General features: G+C 52.5%; 28 protein-coding genes and 1 tRNA gene. 13 read left to right on the top strand and 16 right to left on the bottom strand.

The annotated features are described in order from the left end of the window. Nucleotides 1–104: 104 nt before the first annotated feature. From QBD29_RS04345 to QBD29_RS04335, 3 genes are all read left to right on the top strand, one after another. Entirely contained in the window at nt 105–980 is an 876-nt protein-coding gene (locus tag QBD29_RS04345) for a TIGR01459 family HAD-type hydrolase (protein WP_280100091.1), read from the top strand. Nucleotides 981–1,131: 151 nt separating this feature from the next. Further along, the gene (locus QBD29_RS04340) at nt 1,132–1,587 is read left to right on the top strand and encodes a MaoC family dehydratase (RefSeq protein ID WP_280100090.1); all 456 of its coding nucleotides are present in this window, start codon (nt 1,132–1,134) and stop codon (nt 1,585–1,587) included. 23 nt (nt 1,588–1,610) lie between these two features. Continuing rightward, nucleotides 1,611–2,552: a bifunctional riboflavin kinase/FAD synthetase gene (locus tag QBD29_RS04335; RefSeq protein WP_280100089.1), complete on the top strand. Its 942-nt coding sequence runs from the start codon at nt 1,611–1,613 to the stop codon at nt 2,550–2,552. Here the strand turns inward: QBD29_RS04335 and QBD29_RS04330 are convergent. Further along, nucleotides 2,549–3,220: a DUF2161 family putative PD-(D/E)XK-type phosphodiesterase gene (locus tag QBD29_RS04330; RefSeq protein ID WP_280100088.1), complete on the bottom strand. Its 672-nt coding sequence runs from the start codon at nt 3,218–3,220 to the stop codon at nt 2,549–2,551. The genes QBD29_RS04335 and QBD29_RS04330 overlap by 4 nt on opposite strands. 62 nt (nt 3,221–3,282) lie before the next feature. On the opposite strand from QBD29_RS04330, the gene QBD29_RS04325 reads away from it, so the two are divergent. Both QBD29_RS04325 and QBD29_RS04320 read left to right on the top strand, forming a co-directional pair. After that, nucleotides 3,283–3,753, top strand: coding sequence for a YcgN family cysteine cluster protein (locus tag QBD29_RS04325; RefSeq protein ID WP_280100087.1), 471 nt, complete (start codon nt 3,283–3,285; stop codon nt 3,751–3,753). Then, nucleotides 3,753–4,793, top strand: a complete 1,041-nt coding sequence (locus QBD29_RS04320; protein ID WP_280100086.1) for a low specificity L-threonine aldolase — start codon at nt 3,753–3,755, stop codon at nt 4,791–4,793. Before QBD29_RS04325 ends, QBD29_RS04320 begins: the two co-directional genes overlap by 1 nt. Here QBD29_RS04320 and QBD29_RS04315 read toward each other — a convergent pair. Together QBD29_RS04315 and QBD29_RS04310 are read right to left on the bottom strand one after the other, a co-directional pair. Beyond that, nucleotides 4,790–5,581, bottom strand: a complete 792-nt coding sequence (locus QBD29_RS04315) for an alpha/beta hydrolase (protein WP_280100085.1) — start codon at nt 5,579–5,581, stop codon at nt 4,790–4,792. The two genes, QBD29_RS04320 and QBD29_RS04315, sit on opposite strands and share 4 nt — an antisense overlap. 5 nt (nt 5,582–5,586) lie before the next feature. After that, complete coding sequence (locus QBD29_RS04310) at nt 5,587–6,183, bottom strand: 2-hydroxychromene-2-carboxylate isomerase (protein WP_280100084.1); 597 nt, start codon at nt 6,181–6,183, stop codon at nt 5,587–5,589. A 144-nt stretch (nt 6,184–6,327) separates the two neighbouring features. Here QBD29_RS04310 and QBD29_RS04305 point away from each other — a divergent pair, with 144 nt between their 5' ends. Continuing rightward, nucleotides 6,328–7,338 carry a ribose-phosphate pyrophosphokinase gene (locus QBD29_RS04305; RefSeq protein WP_280100083.1) on the top strand — a complete coding sequence of 337 codons (1,011 nt, stop codon included), beginning with the start codon at nt 6,328–6,330 and terminating at the stop codon, nt 7,336–7,338. Between the two features lie 53 nt (nt 7,339–7,391). Here the strand turns inward: QBD29_RS04305 and QBD29_RS04300 are convergent, their stop codons facing one another. From QBD29_RS04300 to QBD29_RS04265, 8 genes are all read right to left on the bottom strand, one after another. Next, nucleotides 7,392–7,991, bottom strand: a complete 600-nt coding sequence (locus tag QBD29_RS04300; RefSeq protein ID WP_280100082.1) for a YceI family protein — start codon at nt 7,989–7,991, stop codon at nt 7,392–7,394. A 114-nt stretch (nt 7,992–8,105) separates the two neighbouring features. Then, a complete protein-coding gene (locus QBD29_RS04295) occupies nt 8,106–8,465 on the bottom strand; it encodes an H-type lectin domain-containing protein (protein WP_280100081.1) in 360 nt (119 codons plus the stop codon). Nucleotides 8,466–8,566: 101 nt separating this feature from the next. Continuing rightward, a complete protein-coding gene (locus QBD29_RS04290; RefSeq protein ID WP_280100080.1) occupies nt 8,567–8,953 on the bottom strand; it encodes a F0F1 ATP synthase subunit epsilon in 387 nt (128 codons plus the stop codon). Nucleotides 8,954–9,017: 64 nt separating this feature from the next. Beyond that, a complete protein-coding gene (atpD, locus tag QBD29_RS04285; protein WP_280100079.1) occupies nt 9,018–10,442 on the bottom strand; it encodes a F0F1 ATP synthase subunit beta in 1,425 nt (474 codons plus the stop codon). A gap of 16 nt (nt 10,443–10,458) precedes the next feature. Beyond that, nucleotides 10,459–11,331: a F0F1 ATP synthase subunit gamma gene (locus QBD29_RS04280; protein ID WP_280100078.1), complete on the bottom strand. Its 873-nt coding sequence runs from the start codon at nt 11,329–11,331 to the stop codon at nt 10,459–10,461. A 32-nt stretch (nt 11,332–11,363) separates the two neighbouring features. Next, a complete protein-coding gene (atpA, locus tag QBD29_RS04275; protein WP_280100077.1) occupies nt 11,364–12,899 on the bottom strand; it encodes a F0F1 ATP synthase subunit alpha in 1,536 nt (511 codons plus the stop codon). Continuing rightward, on the bottom strand, nt 12,899–13,459 hold the full coding sequence (locus QBD29_RS04270; RefSeq protein ID WP_280100076.1) for a F0F1 ATP synthase subunit delta: 561 nt from the start codon (nt 13,457–13,459) through the stop codon (nt 12,899–12,901). The genes atpA and QBD29_RS04270 overlap by 1 nt, the downstream gene beginning before the upstream one ends. 312 nt (nt 13,460–13,771) lie before the next feature. Further along, entirely contained in the window at nt 13,772–14,542 is a 771-nt protein-coding gene (locus QBD29_RS04265) for a methyltransferase domain-containing protein (RefSeq protein WP_280100075.1), read from the bottom strand. 63 nt (nt 14,543–14,605) lie between these two features. Between QBD29_RS04265 and gloB the strand changes: the two genes are divergently transcribed. From gloB to QBD29_RS04250, 3 genes are read left to right on the top strand one after another with little or no spacing between them, the layout of a single operon-like run. Beyond that, entirely contained in the window at nt 14,606–15,373 is a 768-nt protein-coding gene (gene gloB, locus QBD29_RS04260) for a hydroxyacylglutathione hydrolase (protein ID WP_280100074.1), read from the top strand. Then, nucleotides 15,339–15,947, top strand: coding sequence for a pyridoxamine 5'-phosphate oxidase family protein (locus QBD29_RS04255; RefSeq protein ID WP_280100073.1), 609 nt, complete (start codon nt 15,339–15,341; stop codon nt 15,945–15,947). The genes gloB and QBD29_RS04255 overlap by 35 nt, the downstream gene beginning before the upstream one ends. A 2-nt stretch (nt 15,948–15,949) precedes the next feature. After that, nucleotides 15,950–16,726 carry a hypothetical protein gene (locus QBD29_RS04250; protein ID WP_280100072.1) on the top strand — a complete coding sequence of 259 codons (777 nt, stop codon included), beginning with the start codon at nt 15,950–15,952 and terminating at the stop codon, nt 16,724–16,726. Here the strand turns inward: QBD29_RS04250 and QBD29_RS04245 are convergent. The 3 genes from QBD29_RS04245 to QBD29_RS04235 are packed head-to-tail and all read right to left on the bottom strand — an operon-like array spanning nt 16,723 to nt 18,019. Beyond that, nucleotides 16,723–16,941: a helix-turn-helix transcriptional regulator gene (locus tag QBD29_RS04245; protein WP_347936263.1), complete on the bottom strand. Its 219-nt coding sequence runs from the start codon at nt 16,939–16,941 to the stop codon at nt 16,723–16,725. The two genes, QBD29_RS04250 and QBD29_RS04245, sit on opposite strands and share 4 nt — an antisense overlap. Next, complete coding sequence (locus QBD29_RS04240) at nt 16,941–17,486, bottom strand: DUF2975 domain-containing protein (protein WP_280100071.1); 546 nt, start codon at nt 17,484–17,486, stop codon at nt 16,941–16,943. The genes QBD29_RS04245 and QBD29_RS04240 overlap by 1 nt, the downstream gene beginning before the upstream one ends. Continuing rightward, the gene (locus QBD29_RS04235; protein ID WP_280100070.1) at nt 17,486–18,019 is read right to left on the bottom strand and encodes a DUF2975 domain-containing protein; all 534 of its coding nucleotides are present in this window, start codon (nt 18,017–18,019) and stop codon (nt 17,486–17,488) included. Before QBD29_RS04235 ends, QBD29_RS04240 begins: the two co-directional genes overlap by 1 nt. A gap of 237 nt (nt 18,020–18,256) precedes the next feature. Between QBD29_RS04235 and clpA the strand changes: the two genes are divergently transcribed. Together clpA and QBD29_RS04225 are read left to right on the top strand one after the other, a co-directional pair. Further along, the gene (gene clpA / locus QBD29_RS04230; RefSeq protein WP_280100069.1) at nt 18,257–20,578 is read left to right on the top strand and encodes an ATP-dependent Clp protease ATP-binding subunit ClpA; all 2,322 of its coding nucleotides are present in this window, start codon (nt 18,257–18,259) and stop codon (nt 20,576–20,578) included. A 131-nt stretch (nt 20,579–20,709) separates the two neighbouring features. Beyond that, nucleotides 20,710–21,951: an adenylate/guanylate cyclase domain-containing protein gene (locus tag QBD29_RS04225; RefSeq protein WP_347936260.1), complete on the top strand. Its 1,242-nt coding sequence runs from the start codon at nt 20,710–20,712 to the stop codon at nt 21,949–21,951. A 7-nt stretch (nt 21,952–21,958) separates the two neighbouring features. Here the strand turns inward: QBD29_RS04225 and QBD29_RS04220 are convergent, their stop codons facing one another. Further along, a complete protein-coding gene (locus QBD29_RS04220) occupies nt 21,959–22,819 on the bottom strand; it encodes an N-formylglutamate amidohydrolase (RefSeq protein WP_280100067.1) in 861 nt (286 codons plus the stop codon). Nucleotides 22,820–22,947: 128 nt separating this feature from the next. Here QBD29_RS04220 and QBD29_RS04215 point away from each other — a divergent pair. After that, nucleotides 22,948–23,022 (top strand) — tRNA-Val (locus QBD29_RS04215). Nucleotides 23,023–23,091: 69 nt separating this feature from the next. Continuing rightward, complete coding sequence (ykgO, locus tag QBD29_RS04210) at nt 23,092–23,217, top strand: type B 50S ribosomal protein L36 (RefSeq protein WP_072746485.1); 126 nt, start codon at nt 23,092–23,094, stop codon at nt 23,215–23,217. A 75-nt stretch (nt 23,218–23,292) separates the two neighbouring features. On the opposite strand, the gene QBD29_RS04205 is transcribed toward ykgO, so the two are convergent. Beyond that, complete coding sequence (locus QBD29_RS04205; RefSeq protein WP_280100066.1) at nt 23,293–23,607, bottom strand: hypothetical protein; 315 nt, start codon at nt 23,605–23,607, stop codon at nt 23,293–23,295. Between the last annotated feature and the right edge of the window lie 95 nt (nt 23,608–23,702).

Genomic DNA, 23,702 nt, shown 5'->3' with positions numbered 1-23,702 from the left:
TTTGCGGCTCGAGCCGTCGTCATGTGTGGTAGGTCTGGTCAAAAACACGCTTGCCATCCCTGCGGAACCCGCGATGATCGGCACAAACAAATCGGGCATATCATATGACACGCATCATCGAGCATTTTTCCGAAATCTCCGCCAACTACGACGCAGTTTTCTGCGATCTCTGGGGCTGTCTTCACAACGGAAAACGTCCGTTTGATGCGGCTGTCAAAGCGCTCGAAGCCTTCCGCGATGGCGGCGGCATTGTTCTATTGCTCACCAACTCGCCGCGCCCCAAAGTTTCTGTTGAAACGCAACTAGATGGCATCGGCGTTGCGCGCGACTTGTATCAAGAGGTTGCCACCAGCGGCGACAGCGCCCGCTCTGCGCTGGCCTCGGGCAGTTTTGGCACAAACGTCTTTCACATCGGTCCAGAACGGGACGCCCCGTTTTTTGCTAGCGACGATATTCCCGATTTGGCAAAGATCAACCGCGTGCCGTTGGATCAGGCGGACAGCATTGTTTGCACGGGTCTGTTTGACGACCAAACAGAAACCCCCGACGATTACGCTGCGATTTTTCTCGAAGCAAAGAACCGCGGCTTAGACCTGTTGTGTGCTAATCCCGATATCCAAGTGGACCTTGGCGACAAACGCATATTCTGCGCAGGCGCTTTGGCCAAAGACTACACCGAACGGGGCGGCGCATCGCATTACTTTGGCAAACCTCACGCCCCGATCTATGACCTCGCCCGAAACCGCCTGACGCAAGCGGCGGGCCGTGTGATCGATGATAAAAACATCCTGTGCATCGGTGACGGCATTCTAACCGATATCATGGGCGCGCAGAACGAAGACCTCGACAGTCTGTTCATCTCAGGTGGGCTGGCTGCCGCAGAAACCGAAACGAATCTGCAACCCAACGCGCAAAAGCTCGATGATTTTCTGCAACTGCACAATGCCACACCCACCGCCACAATCGGCCATTTGCGTTAAACAGCGGCCGTTTTTGCCCTTAACTTCGGCGTAAAGGTAATTTAATTACCGCAAAAGGTGGAATTTTAACGCAATATTACACTTACATCTTGCAGACTCACCCCCCAGCACATAGACATTGTGCACTTGCAGCAATTGGGGGTCTCCCGTGATGTTCGATCAACACCAGCACAACTATCCAACCGGTACTATAGTTATCGAGGATTTGGAAATTGGCATGTCCCGTTCGGTTTCAAAGACCATCGGCGACAAAGAGATTGAGATGTTTGCGGAACTTTCCACAGACCACAATCCCGTTCACATGGACGAAGAATACGCGCAAGACACAATCTTTCAGGGTCGCATTGCCCATGGCATGCTGACCGCGGGTTTGATTTCTGCGGTGATTGGTGAACAACTGCCAGGGCACGGCACAGTCTATATGAAACAGGACCTAAAGTTCATGGCGCCAGTACGCCCTGGTGACCGGGTCGAAGCCGTGGTCACAGTTGCCGAGATCGACTATTCCAAACGTCGCGTGACCCTTGATTGTGCCTGCTCTGTGGGCGATACCGTTGTCTTGAAAGGCACGGCGCTGGTTTTGGCGCCAAGCCGTAAATTCGACTAACGGCCCTTGGGCCAAAGGCCCCTATGCAACGACATCAGACTTATGAAAACCTGCCAAACAGCGCCAAAGGGGCGTCTGTTGCTATGGGTAATTTTGACGGCGTTCATTTGGGGCATCAATCCGTTTTGGCGCTGGCACGCACGGCTGCTGCCTCCATCAATGCGCCTTTGGGTGTGATAACTTTTGAACCCCATCCTCGTCGCCTTTTTCAACCCGATGCACCCGCATTTCGTCTGATGTCAGCCGAAACCAAGGCCAGCCGTTTTGAAAAGCTGGGGCTGAACCATCTGTATGAAATCCCATTCAACGCGGCCCTTGCTGGCCTGTCTGCAGAAACCTTCATTCAGGATGTGTTGGCCGATGGACTGGGGATCAAGCACCTTGTCGTGGGCGCTGATTTCCGTTTCGGCAAAGGCCGCACAGGCGACGTGGACATGCTGCAAACCCTCGGCCCGAAACACGGCTTCGACACCACCATCGCGCCGCTGGTCAATGACGCCGCTGGTGAGTTTTCCTCCACCGCCATCCGCAATGCCCTGACCGAAGGGCGCACGGCCGATGCAACCCGTATGCTTGGCCATTGGCATCGTATCGAAGGCATCGTGGAAAAGGGGTTCCAACGGGGCCGTGAAATGAATTTTCCCACGGCCAACATCCCGCTTACGGATTTGCATCTGCCAAAATTTGGCGTTTATGCCGTGATGGTCGATGTACTTGATGGCCCGCATAAGGGCCGCTATCAAGGCGCGGCTTCCCTTGGGGATCGCCCTACATTTGCGGACAACGATATCCCCAACCTCGAAGTTTTCTTATTCGATTTCAGCGGCGATTTATACGGCGCAACCCTGTCCACGGCTTTGGTTGAATACATCCGCCCAGAATTGAAGTTCGACGGAATGGATAGCCTGATCACAGCCATGAATGACGATTGCGTCAAGGCCCGTGAAATCCTCAGCGCGGTTTAAGCTTTGAGCAGCGCCACAACATCGGCATAGGTTTCAAGCGCCTCCACACCGTGGGGCCGCAATCCGTACACGCCCCGCTCTACCCGTTCAAACCATCCATAGTGATCTGCTTGCAAGATTGACGCGGCTTTGGGAATGCCCAACGTATCGCGCGCAATTGCGGGTTTCACGGTTCCCATGTCTGACAAATACATCGCAATTCGCAGCGCATCTTGACGATAGGCAGTGATGATTTTGCGTTTCACCTGCCCCCCCGTGTTTGGATCGCCTACGCGGTTCTGAAACTCGCGTAGCAACAAATCCCGCCGACGTTTGAACTTGCGCGGTGCGTAAGGTCCCGGATCAATGTGCGCCAGCACTACGCCATTGCGCACGCTTAGCAATCCCAATCCCAAGCGGCGGCACAATCGCACGGCATCTTTGATTTGTGTGCGCCACCGTGCCCCTTTGCCCGATGGAACACAGACATACACGTGATCCGAAATCGCCTGCCGATCCACGCCCTGCAACAACAAGGTCAGTGACAATTGCAGCTTTAATTCTACGATGACGGGCTCCGCGTCATCGCGCACCGCAACCACATCGCAATCCTTCACCTCGGCCTTCACCTCGTACCCCTGCGCTTCTAGGAACGCTTTGACGGGGGCATACAGCTCGGTTTCCCGCATTTTTCACTCCTGCTCTCGGCTTTACCCTAGACAATCGGCTTGATCCGCTCAACAACAACTCCATGAGCCAGCACATTGACAGAAACGGCCTGCGCACCGCATTTTGGCGCAAGACCGATATGACAGACATGACCAAAGCAGAGTGGGAAGCCCTGTGTGATGGGTGTGGGAAATGTTGCCTGCTGAAGCTTGAAGACGAAGACACGCTTGAAATTCGCTACACCACAATCTCCTGCCGTCTGTTCGATGACAAAACCTGTTCCTGCGGCAACTATGCGCTGCGCAAACAGATGGTGGCGGGCTGTGTGGTGCTGACGCCAGAAAACATCGACCGCAACGCTCATTGGATGCCATCCACATGTGCCTATCGGTTATTGCATGAAGGCGGTGATCTGCCAGATTGGCATCCCCTTGTGACAGGTGACGCAAACAGCACCCAAAAAAGTGGTAACGCGGTAATGGGTCAGACCGTCCCTGAATACGATATCGAAGAAGAAGACTACGAAGATTACACCACTGAAAGGTTTGCTTGATGTATTTTGCCTCTGACAATGCTGCCCCTGCGGCCCCCGAAGTCATGGCCGCGATGGCCAAAGCCAATGAAGGTTACGCCGCTTCTTATGGGACAGACGACATCATGGATCGCGTCACGGCCCAAATTCGCCATGAGTTTGAAGCCCCTGAGGCCGCTGTTTATTTGGTGTCTACGGGAACCACGGCAAATGCCCTCGCTTTGTCTATGTTGGCCGCTCCGTGGCAAACCATTTTCTGTCATCGCCAGTCCCACATCGAAGAAGACGAATGTGGCGCTCCGGAATTTTTCACGGGTGGCGCAAAGCTGACCCTTTTGGACGGCGACAATGCCAAAATCGACGCGGATCAGTTTGCACGGGTTGCCGAACACACGGGTCGATTGGGTGTTCACAACATCCAACGTGGGGCGTTGTCGATCACCAACGTGACCGAGCTTGGTTCGGTCTATACCTGCGAAGAAATCGCTACTTTGTGCAAAACCGCTAAGGACCTTGGAATTGGAACACACCTTGATGGGGCACGGTTCACAAATGCGCTGGTCGCGCTTGGCTGCACCCCTGCGGAAATGACGTGGAAAGCTGGCATTGATGTGGTCAGTTTTGGTGGCACAAAAAATGGCCTGTTGGGTGTTGAAGCCGTCATCATTTTTGATCCTGCCAAAGCGTGGGAGTTTGAACTGCGCCGCAAACGGGGGGGCCACCTGTTTTCAAAGCACCGTTATTTGTCAGCACAGATGGAGGCATATCTTACAGATGATCTGTGGATTCGTCTGGCCACGCAAGCCAACGCCGCAGGTGCGCGGCTCGAAGCAGGGCTGACCCAAATCAACAGCTTTGAAATGACAAATCCGCGCGATGCCAACATGCTGTTTTGCAAAATGCCGCGTGCGGCGCACAATCGGGCCGTTGACGGTGGCGCGATGTATTACATGGAGCGTTCTGATGGCCCCGATGACGAGCTAATCGACTGTCGCTTGGTATGCAGCTGGTCCACAACAGACGAAGAAATTGATCAGTTTGTGGCGCTCGCCAAGGGCTAAAGCGACCAAAACGCCCGCAGTTTTGCGGCACAATCGGCATGATGGGTAATGGGCAACATATGCCCTGCCCCATCCAAAACATCCCCTTGCCCATTTGGCATAGCCGAAGAAATCACATCTGTGATGGCTTCCATGATCTTGGGGCTGTTTGCACCGTGCATAATCAGCGTGGGCACGTCCAAATCGCGGATCGCATCCAGCTTCATTCGTTTCGGCCCTTCGTTGATGATCCCATCTGCTTGGGCTGGGATCACCCACATGCGGCTGGCCATGGCCTCGCGGGTGGCTTGGGGCATTGCATCCCATTCACCAGGCAATCCCCAGCGGGTTAGAAAGGCCTCCGCCGCGCTTAACATGTCACCCCGTTCAATCGCGTCGTTAAACGGCTTTTCTTGCGTCAGGTTTGCGCTGAAACCATCATGACCCGCATCGTTCAACAGGCCGAAGTAGACAGGTTCAAACAACACCAAAGAGCGTACCAAATCAGGTCGTTGCGCTGCCAGCGCCAAAACCACTGTGGCCCCGAACGAATGCCCAACCAAATCCTGTGGCCCCCCTGTCATTTCGATTTCGTCCAGACAGGCCTCGATACACTGCGTATGATAATCGCGGTTCATGTCGGGCAAAGCCGATTTCCCCTGCCCCGGCAGATCAATCGCTGCCATGGTCATTTCTTCTACGAAATGGCTCATCAAAGGCATCATGCTTTTGCCAGAAGACAAGGAACAATGCGCGAAAAAGGCATGGCGTTGACCATGCCCCAAACGCCGAATAACGGTTTCAGCCATATCGGTTACGACTGCTCTGACAGATAATCATCAAGATAGCTTAGCCGATCCTGCCCCCAGAACATCTGATCGCCTACCACATACATTGGTGCCCCAAACACACCCTTTTGAATGGCTTCTTCTGTGTTCCTCTCAAAGGTTTCAGCACCGCTTAGCAGGCCACTGTCCGCAAGGGCGGGATCAAATCCGTTTTCTTCCAGACACGCGCGAACCACATCGTCTTGTGCAACGTCTTTCTCTTCTGCCCAGCAGGCGCGCATAAACGCATGGCTCAGCCCACCGATATCGCCACCCCCTGCATTCTGCGCCGCGATCAAAGCAAAACAGCTTGGGGCTGGATTGGTTGGAAAATGCGCAGGCTTCAGATTGATCGGCAAGCCATTGTGCTTGGCCACACGCGCCAATTCCTGCAACCGATAGGCCTGTCTCGCTGGATGGCGATCCGCAGGGGCCACACCGCCTGTTGCGGCAAACACCTGAAACAGATTCACTGGTTTATATGTGATCGTTGCCCCGTGTTTTGCGGCAATCTTTTCCAAGCCATCGCCCGCCAAATAACAAAACGGGGACAACGTAATCATGTAATAGTCGATATGCGCCATTGGTCGCGTCCTTTAAAACAATTTAAAACCTGATTACCGCGCCAAAGCACCTATGCAAACCCCTGATGCTTTGCTAATCCCTCAGGCATCAAATCTGTTCCGATCTGCTGCGAAACAGAAATTTTAACGCTGGGGAGCACTGCCATGAATTCCATCATTGAACCAAAGCTTATTGCGGGTAATTCCAATCAATCCTTATCCGAAGCCATTTCGCGCCGCATGTCCATGCACCGTGGCAAAGCGGTTAAGCCGGTAGATGCCCGAATTGAGCGGTTCAACGACCAAGAAATTTTCGTCGAAGTTTACGAAAACGTACGCGGCGAAGACATGTTTATCATCCAATCAACGTCGAACCCAGCGAACGACAACTTGATGGAATTGCTGATTATTTCTGACGCGCTTCGCCGGTCTTCGGCCAACCGCATCACCGCCGTGATCCCTTACTTTGGCTACGCACGCCAAGATCGCCGTTCTAAGGCACGAACACCGATTTCTGCAAAATTGGTGGCCAACTTGATTGCCGAAGCAGGCATCGAACGGGTTTTGACCATGGACCTGCACGCAACGCAAATCCAAGGGTTCTTTGATATTCCAGTGGATAACCTTTATGCCGCCCCTGTGTTCGCGCTTGATGTGAAACACAACTTTGACGACCTGTCAGAAGTAATGGTGATTTCCCCTGATGTTGGCGGTACGGCACGTGCCCGTGAATTGGCCAAACGGATCGACGCGCCAATGGCGATTGTGGACAAGCGCCGCAATTCCCCTGGTGAAGTTGCGGAAATGACCGTGATTGGGGATGTGACTGGGAAGAAATGTATCATCGTGGATGACATCTGCGACACGGCTGGCACATTGTGCAAGGCCGCCGACACTTTGATGGAAATGGGCGCACAAGAAGTTCACTCCTACATCACGCACGGTGTTCTTTCTGGCCCAGCGGTGGAGCGGATCACCAAATCCTCTATGAAGCAGTTGGTAATCACCGACAGCATCGAATCCACACCTGCAGTGGCCGCATGTGACAAAATCCGCACCGTGCCATTGGCTCCGATGCTGGCGCAGGCCATTCTGAACATCTCGAATGGGACTTCTGTGTCGTCTTTGTTTGACGAAGACACGTTGGGCCCCATTTACGACGGTTACTACAAATAAAATAGGGCGGCCAAAGCCGCCCTTAGTACTCGTTACACCCCCTACAAACCCTTTTATTTTTGGTCCAGAACCAGACGCAAGGTGACAGGCGTTGTGCGTGTAATGCCTGGCAACTTTGCCAATGCCATCAGTTTGTCGATGCCCGCGGTCACGCCCAGATCTTCGGTGCCGACAAAAATCATGTCGTTGGTCATGGCCAACACGCGTGTTTCGCTCATGCGCGCTACGAACATCTCTGTTTCGATTTCAACGGCCGCGCCCAGAAAGCCTAGCTCGCCTTCCACGTCGATCACTGTCATATCCCCAACAGAAAGCGTGTTAACCTCTTCCATGTCGATTTCTGCGGTCAAAACAGCCTGCTTTGTGCCGCCAAATACGAACTCCATCATGCGTTCGTTGCGAATATCAATGTTGGTTTGGACTGACGTGAGATCGATTTGAATTTCGGCATTTCCGTCGGCCGTCACACTGCCTGAAATGGTTTCAAACGAATGCACCTCACCAACTGTATCTTTCTTGATTGATCCGAATGCCAACCGTGAATTTTCCGCGTCCAACATCCAGCCTTTGGCGTGCCCATCGGCAAATGTGCCCTGCCCCACTAGCAAACTCGCACCCATAACTGTCGCTGCAACAATCTGTGTGAACTTCATAATCTGGGTCCTCTCCCTTGGTTCAATGGATCGGCGTGTCGCCGCATACCAAGAGAACACCCAACGGATAGGATTTATTCAGAATTTATTTTGGAAGGGGACCAACAGCGACCCTTAACTGCCGTAGTCAATATCCCAATCTTCGTCGCCCTTCACCTCGCCGATGGCAATCCAAGCGGCCCGAGCGCGGGCAATACGGGTATCTCCCCAGGTGCGCAAAATGGCATCAAAGCCTGTTTCGCTGATGTTTTCGGCCACAGTCACCGTTCTGTGGTTGGCACCAGAATGCAAATCCAACAGCTCTAGCGTGATAAAAACAGAAGGGATCCCTTTGAACGGCTCTGAAAACTCCACGGGCATCCAACGTTCGCGCTCACCCGTGCCAGACCACATCTCTCCTTCGTCTTCGAAATCCGAAAACAACTGGATCGATCCTTGATCAACGCCTGTTACAGAGGAATATAGCTTTTTCATTACTTTCGCGCTCGTTACTGCCAAAGCGGAGGCTAAAAACAAGAAAACCCCGCGTCAAGGGCGGGGTTTAATCGTGCTTTAGGGCAAGAATTTGACCGAATTTAGATCAAATCCAAAAGAGCCTTTGTTTCGGCGATACGCTTGTTGGCTGTGTCCAGTTCTGGGCCAGTCAGGTTTGCAGCGGCGGCTTCGGCGTCTGCGATCAAACCATTGACCATATCTGCGGACACTTCCGCACGTGGAACCGCTTGTTCTGCCAAAACAGAAGTCGCTTCTGCAGAAACCTCAACAAAACCACCTGTTACCACATATTCGGTAACATCGGACCCTGCTTTCACTTTCAACAGACCTGGACGCAATGTTGTCAAAACAGGCGAATGGTCGGCCATAGCTGTGAAATCACCTTCCGCACCAGGGATCTCGACCTCTGTTGCTTCAAGGGATGCCAGCTTGCGCTCGGGCGATACCAAATCAAATTGCATGGTCATTAGAAACCAATCCTTTGTTAAAACGTCTGACCAACGGCATGTTGGTCAGACAAGTTTCGCGTGCTTAGGCAGCTTCCGCAGCCAGCTTCTCGGCTTTTGCTTTCACTTCGTCGATGCCGCCAACCATGTAGAAGGCTGCTTCTGGAAGGTGATCGTATTCGCCAGCAACAACCGCTTTGAAAGAAGAGATCGTGTCTTCCAGAGGAACCTGAACACCGTCAGAACCTGTGAACACTTTCGCAACGTCAAACGGCTGAGACAAGAAACGTTCGATCTTACGCGCACGGGCCACAGCCAGTTTGTCGTCTTCTGACAGCTCGTCCATACCAAGGATGGCGATGATGTCCTGAAGGGACTTATAACGCTGCAGAACCTGCTGAACGTCTGTCGCAACTTTGTAGTGCTCTTCACCCAAAATCAGCGGGTCAAGCAGACGGGATGTGGAGCCGAGTGGGTCCACCGCAGGGTAGATACCTTTTTCGGAAATCGCACGATCCAGAACGGTTGTCGCATCCAAGTGCGCAAACGATGTCGCTGGCGCAGGGTCAGTAAGGTCATCCGCTGGTACGTAAACCGCTTGTACGGATGTAATCGAACCGTTCTTTGTGGATGTAATACGTTCCTGCATCGCACCCATGTCGGTTGCGAGCGTTGGCTGGTAACCCACGGCAGATGGGATACGACCCAAAAGCGCAGATACCTCGGAACCCGCTTGTGTAAAGCGGAAGATGTTGTCCACGAAGAACAGAACGTCAGCACCTGTGTCGTCACGGAACTGTTCGGCCAATGTCAGACCAGACAGGGCAACACGCATACGCGCACCTGGAGGCTCGTTCATCTGGCCGTAAACCAGTGCAATTTTGGACTCTTCCATGTTGTCCGGAACGATAACGCCAGATTCGATCATCTCGTGATACAGGTCGTTCCCTTCACGAGTACGCTCACCAACACCCGCGAAAACAGACACACCAGAGTGTACTTTCGCGATGTTGTTGATCAATTCCATGATCAAAACTGTTTTACCAACACCCGCACCACCGAAGAGGCCAATTTTACCACCCTTCGTGTATGGGGCCAGCAGATCCACAACTTTGATGCCTGTTACCAAGATTTCGGATTCAGTGGACTGATCCGCAAATTCTGGTGCTGGCTGGTGAATCGCACGTGTTGTTTTGGTTTTGACAGGGCCTTTTTCATCCACTGGCTCACCAACAACGTTCAGGATACGACCCAGTGTTTCTTTGCCCACTGGAACCATGATCGGGCCGCCTGTGTCGGTGACGGCTTCGCCGCGCACCAAACCTTCGGTCGCGTCCATCGCAACAGTCCGCACTGTGTTTTCGCCAAGGTGCTGTGCAACTTCGAGGATCAGGTTGTTCCCGTTGTTGTCGCACTCCAGCGCGTTAAGGATCTCTGGGAGGTGGTCTTCGAACTGAACGTCGACAACCGCGCCAATCACCTGTGTAATTTTACCTACAGCTTTAGCCATAATGTGTTTCTCCTACTTAGAGCGCTTCAGCGCCCGAGATAATCTCGATCAGTTCGTTTGTAATCGCGGCTTGGCGGCTACGGTTGTACTGAATGGTCAACTTGTCGATCATTTCACCCGCATTGCGCGTCGCATTGTCCATCGCGGACATACGTGCGCCCTGCTCTGATGCGCCATTTTCCAACAGGCCAGTAAACACCAGCGTTGTCAGAGCGCGCGGCAGCAAATCTGCAAGAATTTCTTCTTCAGATGGCTCATAGTCGTACAAAGGCGCATCAGCATCTTCGTCTGCTTCAAATTTAGCAGGGATCAACTGTTGTGCCGTTGGCACTTGTGAAATCACCGATTTGAACTCTGCAAAGTACAGGGTCGCGACATCAAATTCACCCGCGTTAAAGCGGTTGATAACGTCGTTCGCCACGTCTTGGGCATTGTTGTACCCCAAACGCTTTACTTCGGACAGATCCACGTGATCGACCATGTGATCGCCGAGGTCCCGCTTCAACTGCTCGCGGCCTTTTTTGCCCACGGTCAGAATTTTCACGGTTTTCCCAGCAGCCAACAACTTTTCAGCGTCGGCACGGGCCAATTTAGCAATGGACGAGTTAAAGCCACCGCAGAGACCTCTTTCGGAGGTCGCCACGATCAGCAAATGAACATCGTCTTTTCCGGTTCCAGCCAGCAGCTTTGGCGCGCTATCAGAGCCCGCCGCAGCACCAGCCAGATTACCCATCACTGCGTTCATGCGTTCCGCGAACGGACGCGCACTTTCAGCAGCTTCTTGGGCGCGGCGCAATTTAGCAGCCGCAACCATCTGCATGGCCTTAGTGATCTTACGAGTGCCTTTGACACTCTCGATCCGCATTTTTAGGTCCTTAAGGCTTGGCATCAACCAAACTCCTTGTTCCTAGGGGCCAATGTTTAGGCGAAGCTTTTTGCAAAGTCTTCGACGGCGGCTTTCACTTTATCTTCGGCTTCGCCTTTGATTTTCGGGTCTTCTTTAGAGATGAAGTCCAGAACGTCTTGGGCATTGCCGCGCATGTGCGCAAGCAAACCAGCTTCGAAACGACCAACATCGGATACTGCGATGTTGTCGAGGTAGCCGTTTGTACCTGCGTACAGAACAACAACCTGCTCGGCGTTTGTCAGCGGGGAATACTGAGGCTGTTTCAACAGCTCAGTCAGGCGCGCACCACGGTTCAGCAACTGCTGAGTGGAAGCATCCAGATCGGAACCGAACTGCGCAAACGCAGCCATTTCGCGATACTGAGCCAATTCCAGCTTGATCGAACCTGCAACAGATTTCATCGCGTTTGTTTGCGCGGATGAACCAACGCGGGACACGGAGAGACCTGTGTTCAACGCAGGGCGGATACCTTGGTAGAACAATTCAGTTTCGAGGAAGATCTGACCGTCAGTGATGGAGATCACGTTTGTCGGAATAAACGCAGATACGTCGCCGCCCTGAGTTTCAATCACTGGCAAAGCAGTCAAAGAACCAGAACCGTTTTCTTCGTTCATTTTCGCAGAACGCTCCAGCAAACGGGAGTGCAGATAGAAAACGTCACCTGGGTACGCTTCACGTCCTGGTGGACGACGCAGCAACAGGGACATCTGACGGTACGCAACAGCTTGCTTTGTAAGGTCGTCATAGATCATCAGGCCGTGCATGCCGTTTTCACGGAAGTACTCGCCCATGGAAGTCGCAGCGTATGGCGCCAAGAACTGCATAGGAGCAGGATCAGAAGCTGTCGCAGCAACGATGATGGAATATTCAATCGCGCCAGTTTCTTCGAGCTTTTTAACCAGCTGAGCAACTGTGGAACGCTTTTGACCAACCGCAACGTAGATACAGAACAGTTTTTCTGAATCGTCTTTTGCAGCGTCGTTGTATGACTTCTGGTTCAGCATGGTATCCAGCGCAATCGCTGTTTTACCTGTCTGACGGTCACCAATGATCAATTCGCGCTGGCCACGGCCAACTGGGATCAAGGCGTCCACAGATTTCAAACCAGTGAACATTGGCTCGTGAACAGATTTACGTGGAATAATGCCAGGAGCTTTGATTTCAGCCTGCGCACGCTTCTTTGTTTTGATCGGACCTTTGCCGTCGATTGGGTTACCCAAACCGTCAACAACACGACCCAGCAGTTCTGGACCAACTGGAACGTCCACAATTGCGTTTGTACGCTTAACTGTGTCGCCTTCTTTAATGTCGCGGTCGGAACCAAAGATAACAACACCAACGTTGTCGATTTCCAGGTTCAACGCCATCCCGCGGATACCACCGGGGAATTCAACCATCTCACCAGCCTGAACATTGTCCAGCCCGTGTACACGCGCGATACCATCACCCACGGACAGAACACGGCCAACTTCGGCCACTTCGGCTTCTTTACCAAAGCCTTTGATCTGGTCCTTGAGGATCGCAGAGATTTCTGCAGCTTGGATACCCATTATCCGACCTCTTTCATTGCATTTTGAAGATTGGAGAGCTTGGATTTGATTGAGCTATCAATCATCTTCGAGCCCACTTTAACGATCAAACCGCCGATGAGGCTTTCATCAACGGATACGTTTACTTTTACATCCTTGCCAACAGACGCTTTGAGCGTTTTGGCAAGTTTGTCTGTTTGTGCCTTGGTCAACTTCTTCGCAGATGTGACCTCCGCACTCACTTCACCTTTGTCATCGGCAATCATGCCTTTGACGGTGTCAACCAAAGTTGGCAGCACGAACAGGCGACGGTTTTGTGCCATCAAGCCCAGCGTGTTTGCCACGATTGGTGTGAGTTTCATTTTTTTGCCAATGGCGGCAACCGCTGCGGCCATCTCGTCGCGTGTGTAAACTGGGTTTGTGATCAGATCGCCGAAATCGGCACTCTCATCCAACGCAGCTGTCAGCGCATCGAGATCTTTTTCCAAAGCGGGGAGTTTCTTGGCCTCTTTTGCCAATTCAAAAACCGCTGTCGCATAACGCGCAGCAATCCCTGATGATATCGAACCAGTATCTGACACGAAAACCCTTCCGAATTTCTCAACTGCTACCGCTCATCGGTAACATCGGATTTGCACAACTAACGGGTAAGCGAGTGCCTACCGTGCAAATTCAGCGCGGTATTAGCAAAGCATATGCCGTCGCGCAACATCCCATAGCCAGACAATTCAGAACAGTTTTCCAATGATTTCATAACGTTAAGTAAATGCGCGACAATCTGTTCCGATAAAAGCGCATTTTTTCGGGACTTATCCACAAGAAATTCGCCCCCAAACGGTGCGTTTTCTCGAATCTAGTCGTTCCCTGCAATGAATTTGAAACCGATAATCGCATTAGATCGATTTTTTCTTCAAAATCGCTTCACGCCCCTGCACGGGTTTCGCCACCCCGCCCAATACCTCTAGCGGTTTGCGCACTGCTTCGGTCAAACCCGGTCTTTTGGGAGCATGAACCTGCTTGGTCACTTCAACCATTACCGCACCTGCAGGCAGTACAAAGGATGCCTTTCCCCCAAAACGTTCAAACCAATTGGCAGAGCGCACAACCCACGAGCGGTGGCTTGGGGGGGAAAACAGCGCGGACACTTGGCGCAATGGCACGAATTGATGTTTGCGCAACTGTGATTCCAATTGGCCCAAACTGTAGGGGCGGCCAAACCCAAATGGGGTCTTATCGCGCCGCGCCCACAGGCCCGACCGATTGGGCACAACAAACAACGCGCGCCCACCGGGCCCAAGCACGCGCCAAATCTCGTTCAATAAATCCGCTTGCCGTTCGCAGGTTTCCAAACCATGCAGCACAATCAACCGATCCACCGTCCCTGTCGCGATGGGCCACAAGGTTTCTTCGACCATTACCGAATGATTGGGCAACCCATCGGGCCACGGCATCACACCCTGCTGGCCCGGCATCAGGTTCATCACCCGCCGACTGTCGGTCAAGAACGGGCGCAGCATTGGCCCCGCAAATCCGAACCCCGCCACGGTTTGCCCCTTGGTATCAGGCCACATGGACACAATCCGCTCGCGCAACGCACGCTGTGCGATACGCCCCAATTTGGTGCGATAATAAAAGGAATGAAGATCAACCACATCCAAGTGCATTGCATCGACCCAATTGTTCAGCCAAGGTGATCCACAAATAATCACGAAGTGGATAAAAACACCATGCCCCTCGAAATCATTACCGTTCCTTGCCTGTCCGATAACTATGCTTTTGTGCTGCACGAAACAGACAGCGGCCAAACTGCCGTTGTCGATGTGCCAGAGGCCAAACCGATCTTGGGCGTTTTAAACGATATGGGCTGGTCGCTGGATCACATCCTGCTTACGCATCACCACGACGACCACATCATGGGTGTCGAAGAGGTCCGCACGGCAACAGGGGCCTCCGTTCATGGCGGCGCACCAGATGCTTACCGCTTGCCGCCTCTTGATACGCAACTTTCTGATGGTGACACTTTTCAATTGGGCGCAGAAACCTGCCGCGTGATTGATGTTTCGGGCCATACGCTCGGCCATATCGCCTTTATCTTTGACGAGGCCTTGGCCGCCTTTACTGCGGACAGCCTGATGGCTTGGGGCTGTGGGCGCGTTTTTGAAGGCACGATGGATATGCAATGGACCACCATGCAAAAGTTCCATGATTTGCCCCGCGCCATGACGATTTATTCTGGTCACGAATACACCACGTCCAACGGGAAATTTGCGCTGACCATCGAACCTGATAACGAAAGTTATCACAACCGTATGAAAGAAACCGAAGCAGCTCGCGCCAAAGGGGAGCCAACCGTGCCTTCCAATTTGGGGCTGGAACTGGCCACGAACCCTTTCCTGCGCGCCAACCATCCCAAAGTCAAAGAAGCCTTGGGCATGCAAGACGCAACAGACGCTGAAGTATTTGCTGAAATCCGAACCCGCAAAGATAACTTTTAGACACAGGTCCCAACCCTTAGCCGATCAATTCGACACCCTGTCAGACCAACACCAAGACTTTCTGTCTCGGCAGAAGATATTCTTTACGGGCACGGCGGCCCCTATTGGGCGGGTGAATATTTCGCCGCGCCCAACAGATGTGTTTCGCATTATCAATGGCAATCGCGTGGCGTATCTGGATTACATCGGGTCTGGCAATGAAACAGCAGCGCACACGCGCAAACTGCCCCGCATGACAATCATGACCTGCGCTTTCGAAGGACCACCCCGTATTTTGCGCATGTATGGAACGGCTTCCACACATCAAACAGGCACGCCAGAGTTTCAGTCATTGCTGCGCGACCACTATGACAACACGGCCCCACGCAATACCCGCCAAATTGTTGTCTTGGACATCGACTTGGTGCAAACTTCTTGTGGGTACGGCGTGCCTTTGTTCGACTATCAGGGGGATCGCCCAAATCTCAGCCGTTGGGCAGACGCGAAATCTGATGATGAATTGGTCGAATACCGCACCCTTAAAAACACCAAAAGCATTGACGGTTTTGAAACCGGACACATCGACGGACAATAAACATGGCACTTAAAGATTGGTTCGAACCCAAAGACGCAAGCCCAGCGTTGAAATCTGGCCCTGTGCGGGTGGGGTGGTTGTTAAACGAGCAACGCTCAGGCGTGGTTTACTACCCGCCTGAACGCATCCGATCCGTCGAGGTGAACCGCAACCATGCCAAGTCCGCCTCTCGCTGCCCTGCCATTATCAATATGGAGAGCCGCTATTTCATGATCCGCGCGCCCTACGATCTGCACCTGCGACTGGTGCGCGATGAAAAGGGAAAGGCGGGCCTGCGCAACATGGCAGGGGACGCCAGCCCCGTGCGCGGCAATGTGTTAAGCAAGAAATTACACCTGACGGCGGAACACGAATGGCGATATCCTGATCGCCCAACTGTGCAGGTATCCCTTCCCTACACGTTCATCGCGGATGAACCCGTGTATATGACGCAATTGTCGGCCTTTATGCACTATTCCAAGACGAACCTGCCTGGCACAATTTTTGGCGGTCGTTTTGCCATTAACAATTGGCCACGTCCGTTGATGTGGGCCTTTGAATGGCATGATACGTCGCAGGATTTGATCCTGAAACGCGGGCAACCTTGGTTCTATGTCACATTTGAAACCTTACCTCAGGATCGGTCCGTTTCCGTGGTCGAGGCAGAGCTGACACCCGAAGTCGAAAGTTTTATGAACCACACATCCGCAGCGGTGAATTACGTGAACCAATCTTTCAACCTGTTCAAAGACGCCGAACGCGTGCGCCCTGAAACTCTGGTTGTGCCTGTAAAACGCTAGGGCTCTGGCTCATCCGGGGCGTATTCCAGCAAATCCGCTGGCTGGCAGTCCAATTCACGGCAAATTGCGCCAAGTGTTTCAAATCGTACACCACGCACCTTGCCCGACTTTAGCAGGCTAAGGTTCTGTTCCGTGATGCCAATGCGCTCTGCGAGCTCTTTTGAACGCATTTTGCGCAAAGCCAGCATCACATCCAAACGAACAATAATCGCCACTAGACAAACTCCTTGTTCGTTTTGTCGATCTCAATCGCGTCCCGCATAACCCATCCAAACAGAAACATCACCAGTGCAAGCGCCATAGTTTTAAAATCGGCAGAGTCGTAAACCCACTGAATGGGTTCTTGCTGCACGGGGTTGTGTTTTGTCAGCAAGAACAGGTCCACCGCCCCGAACACTTGATCCCCGATCATCGCAATGATCAACAATATCCCGAACATCTGAATGGTGCGCGCGACGGCAGCATCAAAAATGCGGCCCTGCCTGCACAGATTTAACAATCGAAGCGCTGCAAGTGTTGCAACGGCTGACATCACAATCACAGTGACCCATACACCAAAATACGTCATCCGTGTGCTTTGCTCTATCACCGCGGCCTCTTCCACGCGCCAATGATTGGCCCAAAGCTCAGGCTCGCCAAAACAAAACCGATATGCGCGAAGAAACGCGTTATAGAGATAATAAATGAGGTATAGGGTCGTCACGGTCATCAATACGTTGGCAAACCATTGAACGCGGGATTTGAAAACCTGAGGTGTCATCACACGATTTCCTCGTTTTCTTGGCGCATCAACATCGCGCTTTGGATCACCCATGCCAGCATAACAATTCCAGCCCCCAGCAACATAATCCCCGCTTGTGACGGGTCATACATAAACGAAACACTGCGATGGTCCGTTTCATTGTAAAAGGTGATCATCCAGCCCCAAACAGACGTTGCCATCATAATCGTCAGCCCTGCAATCACGCCAGATACACCAACACTGCGCAATGCACGCACCATTTTGACACTGAAATACGTTCCCGTGCGGATCAGGTTTGCCAAATAGATTGCCATCAACAGCATCACAATTGTTGCGCAAATTGGGATCATCCAAACTAGAAAATAGGCAAATCGAAAACCAACTGGCACCTGAACATCACCACGAACAAGCCGATGATTTTCCCAAAGGCTGTGATCCAAAAACGAAAACACCACTAAAAAGCTGATCGACATATACGCGTAATAAATCAAAAACACCGCCAAAGCGGCCAAAACAACGCTCGAAACCTTTTTGACCGCAGAAGATGCCATCGACGCATCGCTTTCTTGAATTACTGTTTTACATTAATTATTTCAAAAAACACCCTGTGGTCAACTTAATTCGCCTCATCTTTGGTCCTGGAAATCAACAAAAAGGACTCTGTTACGAAATTTTTACTCACAAAATTGCAAAAACCCCTTGAAGGTTTGTCATTCTCGCCGAAGTCTATTCTAAAGGGTCATTCCGCGTTTGTAGGGAACGCCAAATAACGAAAGTGCGGGTTTTATATGCCATCTTTTTCAAGCAGCCTTGAAAACGCCATCCACGCAGCTCTTGCTCACGCGAAAGAGCGCAAACACGAATTAGCCACGCTAGAGCATCTCTTGCTGGCATTGCTCGATGAACCAGACGCCGCCCAAGTTATGCGCGCCTGCGAAGTTGATCTCGACGGGTTGCGCAAAACCGTTTCGCAATTCCTTGATACCGAACTCGACAGTCTCGTTTCAGAAATTGACGGGATCGAACCTGCGCCAACAACGGCGTTTCAACGCGTCATCCAACGGGCCGCCATTCACGTGCAATCATCAGGGCGCACGGATGTAACAGGCGCCAACGTGCTCGTGGCAATTTTCGCAGAACGGGAATCCCACGCGGCCTATTTCCTGCAGGAACAGGATATGACCCGCTATGACGCGGTGAATTACATTTCCCACGGTGTGGCCAAAGACCCGAACTTTGGCGAAGACCGCCCGATCACAGGGTCCGACGACATCGAAGACCTGAACTTTGAAGCCGAAGACGGTGGCAAAGAAGAAACCGCGCTGCAGAAATACTGTGTCGATTTGAATGCCAAAGCGGCAGAAGGCGACATTGATCCGCTGATTGGCCGCGACCACGAGGTGGAACGCTGTATCCAGGTGCTGTGTCGTCGCCGCAAAAACAACCCTATCCTTGTCGGTGATCCAGGTGTGGGCAAAACCGCCATCGCCGAAGGGCTCGCCAATAAGATCGTGCAAGGTGAGACACCCGACGTGTTGCTTGGCGCGACGATCTATTCGCTCGACATGGGCGCACTCCTTGCAGGCACCCGCTATCGCGGTGACTTTGAGGAACGGCTCAAGGCCGTTATGACAGAGATGGAAGACCACGAAGACGCGGTCCTGTTCATCGACGAAATTCACACGGTGATCGGCGCAGGGGCCACATCAGGGGGCGCGATGGATGCGTCCAACCTGCTGAAACCTGCCTTGCAGGGCGGCAAACTGCGCTGCATGGGCTCAACTACATATAAAGAGTACCGTCAGCACTTTGAAAAAGATCGTGCTTTGTCTCGTCGCTTCCAAAAGATCGATGTCAATGAACCCTCTGTCGAAGATGCGGTGAAAATCCTGCAAGGATTGAAACCGAACTTCGAAGAACATCATCAAATTACCTACACCCCCGAAGGCATTCGCACGGCGGTGGAATTGGCAGCGCGCTATATCCATGATCGTAAGCTGCCCGACAAAGCCATCGACGTGATCGACGAGGCTGGTGCGCATCAACGCATCATTCCAGAAGACCTTCGCGTCAAAGAAATCGACGTGGCCCAAATCGAAGAAGTCGTGGCTAAAATTGCCCGCATCCCACCAAAAACTGTGTCCAAAGACGATGCAGAGGTGCTGCGCGATCTCGAAGCGAACCTCAAACGCGTTGTGTTCGGCCAAGATGATGCGATTGAGGCCCTTACAGCCGCGATCAAACTGTCGCGTGCGGGCCTGCGCGAACCAGAAAAGCCTATCGGCAACTATCTGTTCGCTGGGCCAACTGGCGTTGGTAAAACCGAAGTGGCCAAGCAGCTCTCCGATACGCTCGGCGTGGAATTACTGCGCTTTGATATGTCCGAATACATGGAAAAACACGCGATCAGCCGCCTGATCGGCGCGCCTCCAGGCTATGTCGGGTTTGATCAAGGTGGTTTGCTCACGGACGGTGTGGATCAAAACCCACACTGCGTGCTGCTGCTCGATGAGGTCGAGAAAGCCCATCCAGACGTTTTCAACATCCTTTTGCAGGTGATGGATCACGGCAAGCTGACAGATCACAACGGCCGCACAACGGACTTCCGCAATGTGGTGCTGATCATGACCTCAAACGCTGGCGCGTCCGAGGCCGCAAAAGAAGCCATCGGCTTTGGTCGGGGACGTCGCGAAGGCGAAGACACGGCTGCGATTGAAAAGCTGTTCACACCAGAATTCCGCAACCGTTTGGATGCTGTTGTTTCCTTTGCCCCACTTGGGAAGAAAACCATCGCGAAGGTTGTGGACAAATTCATCCTGCAGCTCGAAGCACAGCTTATGGATCGCAACGTGGTGTTCGAACTGACACCAGCGGCGGCGGCATGGCTCGGCGACAAGGGCTACGACAGCAAAATGGGCGCGCGCCCGCTGTCGCGTGTGATCCAAGAGCACGTGAAAAAGCCACTGGCCGAAGAATTGCTGTTTGGCAAACTCACCAAAGGCGGGCTTGTAAAAGTGGCTGTCAAAGACGGTGAATTGGTTCTTACAATCGAGCCGCCAGAAAAACGGCGAATCCCGAAGTCAAAGCCTCCTCTACTTACGGCTGAGTAACTTGGTAAAACCTCGTGAAAAGGGCGTTAATACTGTCTAATTTCAGCTGTTTACGCGCCAAGTGCTTGTATTGAATAATCCCTTACGGCAAGTTGTGTCGTAAGGGATTTTTTCAATGCATTGGTGGTTTCGTGTGGGATGCTGTTCTATCACGTCTGCTGGCATGGGTCTCTTTTGGAACGGATAAATTCCAAGGGCCAGCCAAACGGCGTATCTTAATGACCAACATCCTTGTGATGCTGGTCACAGCCCTATGTGTGCCCCATATTTTGTTTTTCTTGGCCTATGACGCTTCTGCACTGCGCATTCCGATTATCTTTGTGGCGCTGGTGGCCATTGCGTTTCAGTTGACCCCGCTACTCAACTCGTTTTGGCCCTATGGTGGCGGGTTTTATAATCTGGTGCTCTGGCTTGGGTTTGCAGGGACCGTGTCGTGGATGTTCTCGGCCCAATCGGCCATTCACTTCTACTTCCTAGCTGGTGCCACAACGGCCATCGCCATCTTTGGTGTGCGTCAGAACATGTTGTCGATCATATCCATCGGCCTTGGTTTGTTCGGATTCATATACGCGGACAGAACCTTTGCCGAACCTGCAGATTTTCTTAACCTGTCTGACAATTTCCTCAGCATTCTGTATTTCACGTCTATCCCGACAACGCTTCTCGCGATCTTCTGCATGGTGTTTTACGGCTTTAAGCAAGCCAGCATCGCCGAAGCAGCCTTGCAACGGGAATACGAATACTCCGAAGCCTTGCTTGCCAATATGTTGCCAGGCCCTATTGCCTCTCAACTCAAACGCAATCCTGGCCAAACCATCGCGGACAGCCACGAGGAAGCAACAATCCTATTTGCCGATATCGTCGGTTTCACCCCGCTTGCGTCACACCATTCCCCAGACACGGTTGTGAAAATGCTGAACAACCTGTTCACACGGTTCGACGATCTGGCTAACAAACATGGACTGGAAAAGATCAAAACCCTCGGCGATGCGTTTATGGTTGCAGGCGGCATGCCCGATCCTCAGCCCGATCACGCAGTTCGCGTGGCGAATATGGCCCTTGATATGGTGTCCGCCACGCAAAGCTTTGCATCCGAGATGGGGGAAAACCTGCAACTGCGCATTGGCATTCATACAGGTCCCGTTGTGGCTGGGGTCATCGGCACGAAAAAACCGTTCTATGACGTCTGGGGCGATACAGTGAACACGGCGGCGCGGCTCGAAACCTATGGCACAAAGGGTAAGATTCAGGTCACATCGGAAACCAAACGGATCTTGGAAGACCACTTTGATTTTGAGGAACGCGGCAAGGTGCAGATCAAGGGCAAGGGTGATTTGAACCTGTGGTACCTAGAAGGACATCGCAACGCCTAGGCCTTCCCTACTCTGCGGCCAATTGCGTTGGCCAACAGGTCATTTCACAGATTTTGGCAACCACACGGCCCAAGCGCTGACGTACATCGTCAAACTCTTCTAACTTCACCACGTTCTTTTCATCCAGATACAGCGAACGATCCACTTCGATCTGTAGACAGCTTTGCCCAGAACTCGGCCGCCCATATGCTTGCGTAATATACGCACCAGCAAACGGCGTATTGCGTGCCACACGAAACCCAGCATCGGACAAGGCGGCTTCGATTTCATCCACAAACAGGCTGTCACAGGACGATCCAAACCGATCCCCCAGAACAATCTCTGGCATACGCCCAAACCGCCCGGACACGTTTGTCAGCGCCTCTCGTGGCATAGAATGGCAATCCACCAGCAGCACTTTGCCAAACGCTGCACGGGACGTGTGCAGTAAGTCACGCAACTGCGCATGATACGGATGATAGAATCGCTCCAATCGATCTTTGGCTTCTGATGCGGTGATTTTGCCATTCATGATCGCCCGCCCTTCGGACACCACGCGCGGGATAACACCCAAACCCGATGAAATGCGCGGATTGCTCCCGATCTGGCGGACCCCTTCGACAACAGATGGGTCCAACTCATCTGCCGCGCGGTTCAAATCCACATATGCTCGCGGCGCAGATGCAGCGAGCAATGGCGCCCCATGGTGAGTGGCGGACATAAACAATTGATCCACAAAGGCATCTTCTGAGCTGCGAATCGTTACAGCGTCCAAAACAGACTTTTGCAAAAAGGCCGAGGGATAGTCCCGCCCGCTGTGGGGGCTAGAGAATACAGCGCCACAACTGATGGTATCGGGCAGGTGCAAATTGAATTCAGCAGGGGTCATTGTCTTCTCTTTTGTTACCTTGTGATATCATTCCTGCGGTTCGGATGCAAAACCTCTTGAACCCTACCGCGCAACCGCCTATAGCACCCAAACACGATTTTCTGCTGTTATGGCAGTTGCTTGGATTCGGGCGTATAGCTCAGCGGGAGAGCACTTCGTTGACATCGAAGGGGTCACTGGTTCAATCCCAGTTACGCCCACCATTCCAAACGGGATGGATCAAACTGAAACAAACAGGCGCACCCCCGCGCGCCGCGAAAAAGGAGAAGGCCATGAAGGTCAAAAACTCGCTCCGCTCGCTCAAAGCGCGCCACCGGGATTGCCGCGTGGTTCGCCGTAAGGGCCGCGTCTATGTGATCAACAAGACTCAGCGTCGTTTTAAAGCACGCCAAGGTTAAGTTGACCTCACTCTAAATTCAAAGGCCGCAGTTTCGACTGCGGCCTTTTTCGTTTTAACGTTAAATTCAGTTTGATTATTTCGCTGTTTCTGACGGTTTGAAAAACGGATCAATCCGCGCCAACGCCTTTTCATGCTTGAGCTGCATGTAATTCATCATGCCATTCTGCCGTTCTGGGATCAGTTCCTCAAACGCAGGGCCATCTTCGACAATCAAAAAAACCGAAGGACCTTGTGTCACGCCAAAGGCTTGTAACTCTTCGTCCGTAAACAATGCTTGAAACTGAAAATCCGATGCCTTGCGCACCGACAGCCCCAATAAACGTTGCGCTTCGGTAACTTGCTCTGACAAGCGCGCTGCAACGCTTTCTGGGGTCAGATAGACAGCCATGTGCAAAAACCTTTCGCTTTGAGCCTTAATCACTAGACCCGCGTGGTAAAAAATTCGTTGATACCTTTTATATCGGCACGCGCATCAAAACAATC

It is taken from the genome of Amylibacter sp. IMCC11727, assembly GCF_029854195.1.
Taxonomy (GTDB): domain Bacteria; phylum Pseudomonadota; class Alphaproteobacteria; order Rhodobacterales; family Rhodobacteraceae; genus Amylibacter.
The sequence above is the reverse complement of the archived record's forward strand: the minus strand, read 5'-3'. Positions and strand labels throughout refer to the sequence as shown.

What these genes read in the sequence shown, in the direction of transcription:
- QBD29_RS04345 (WP_280100091.1), top strand. Translation starts at nt 105, where the DNA reads ATGACACGCATCATCGAGCATTTTTCCGAAATCTCCGCCAACTACGAC.
- QBD29_RS04340 (WP_280100090.1), top strand. Translation starts at nt 1,132, where the DNA reads ATGTTCGATCAACACCAGCACAACTATCCAACCGGTACTATAGTTATC.
- QBD29_RS04335 (WP_280100089.1), top strand. Translation starts at nt 1,611, where the DNA reads ATGCAACGACATCAGACTTATGAAAACCTGCCAAACAGCGCCAAAGGG.
- QBD29_RS04330 (WP_280100088.1), bottom strand. Translation starts at nt 3,220, where the DNA reads ATGCGGGAAACCGAGCTGTATGCCCCCGTCAAAGCGTTCCTAGAAGCG.
- QBD29_RS04325 (WP_280100087.1), top strand. Translation starts at nt 3,283, where the DNA reads ATGAGCCAGCACATTGACAGAAACGGCCTGCGCACCGCATTTTGGCGC.
- QBD29_RS04320 (WP_280100086.1), top strand. Translation starts at nt 3,753, where the DNA reads ATGTATTTTGCCTCTGACAATGCTGCCCCTGCGGCCCCCGAAGTCATG.
- QBD29_RS04315 (WP_280100085.1), bottom strand. Translation starts at nt 5,581, where the DNA reads ATGGCTGAAACCGTTATTCGGCGTTTGGGGCATGGTCAACGCCATGCC.
- QBD29_RS04310 (WP_280100084.1), bottom strand. Translation starts at nt 6,183, where the DNA reads ATGGCGCATATCGACTATTACATGATTACGTTGTCCCCGTTTTGTTAT.
- QBD29_RS04305 (WP_280100083.1), top strand. Translation starts at nt 6,328, where the DNA reads ATGAATTCCATCATTGAACCAAAGCTTATTGCGGGTAATTCCAATCAA.
- QBD29_RS04300 (WP_280100082.1), bottom strand. Translation starts at nt 7,991, where the DNA reads ATGAAGTTCACACAGATTGTTGCAGCGACAGTTATGGGTGCGAGTTTG.
- QBD29_RS04295 (WP_280100081.1), bottom strand. Translation starts at nt 8,465, where the DNA reads ATGAAAAAGCTATATTCCTCTGTAACAGGCGTTGATCAAGGATCGATC.
- QBD29_RS04290 (WP_280100080.1), bottom strand. Translation starts at nt 8,953, where the DNA reads ATGACCATGCAATTTGATTTGGTATCGCCCGAGCGCAAGCTGGCATCC.
- atpD (WP_280100079.1), bottom strand. Translation starts at nt 10,442, where the DNA reads ATGGCTAAAGCTGTAGGTAAAATTACACAGGTGATTGGCGCGGTTGTC.
- QBD29_RS04280 (WP_280100078.1), bottom strand. Translation starts at nt 11,331, where the DNA reads ATGCCAAGCCTTAAGGACCTAAAAATGCGGATCGAGAGTGTCAAAGGC.
- atpA (WP_280100077.1), bottom strand. Translation starts at nt 12,899, where the DNA reads ATGGGTATCCAAGCTGCAGAAATCTCTGCGATCCTCAAGGACCAGATC.
- QBD29_RS04265 (WP_280100075.1), bottom strand. Translation starts at nt 14,542, where the DNA reads ATGCACTTGGATGTGGTTGATCTTCATTCCTTTTATTATCGCACCAAA.
- gloB (WP_280100074.1), top strand. Translation starts at nt 14,606, where the DNA reads ATGCCCCTCGAAATCATTACCGTTCCTTGCCTGTCCGATAACTATGCT.
- QBD29_RS04250 (WP_280100072.1), top strand. Translation starts at nt 15,950, where the DNA reads ATGGCACTTAAAGATTGGTTCGAACCCAAAGACGCAAGCCCAGCGTTG.
- QBD29_RS04240 (WP_280100071.1), bottom strand. Translation starts at nt 17,486, where the DNA reads ATGACACCTCAGGTTTTCAAATCCCGCGTTCAATGGTTTGCCAACGTA.
- QBD29_RS04235 (WP_280100070.1), bottom strand. Translation starts at nt 18,019, where the DNA reads ATGGCATCTTCTGCGGTCAAAAAGGTTTCGAGCGTTGTTTTGGCCGCT.
- clpA (WP_280100069.1), top strand. Translation starts at nt 18,257, where the DNA reads ATGCCATCTTTTTCAAGCAGCCTTGAAAACGCCATCCACGCAGCTCTT.
- QBD29_RS04220 (WP_280100067.1), bottom strand. Translation starts at nt 22,819, where the DNA reads ATGACCCCTGCTGAATTCAATTTGCACCTGCCCGATACCATCAGTTGT.
- ykgO (WP_072746485.1), top strand. Translation starts at nt 23,092, where the DNA reads ATGAAGGTCAAAAACTCGCTCCGCTCGCTCAAAGCGCGCCACCGGGAT.
- QBD29_RS04205 (WP_280100066.1), bottom strand. Translation starts at nt 23,607, where the DNA reads ATGGCTGTCTATCTGACCCCAGAAAGCGTTGCAGCGCGCTTGTCAGAG.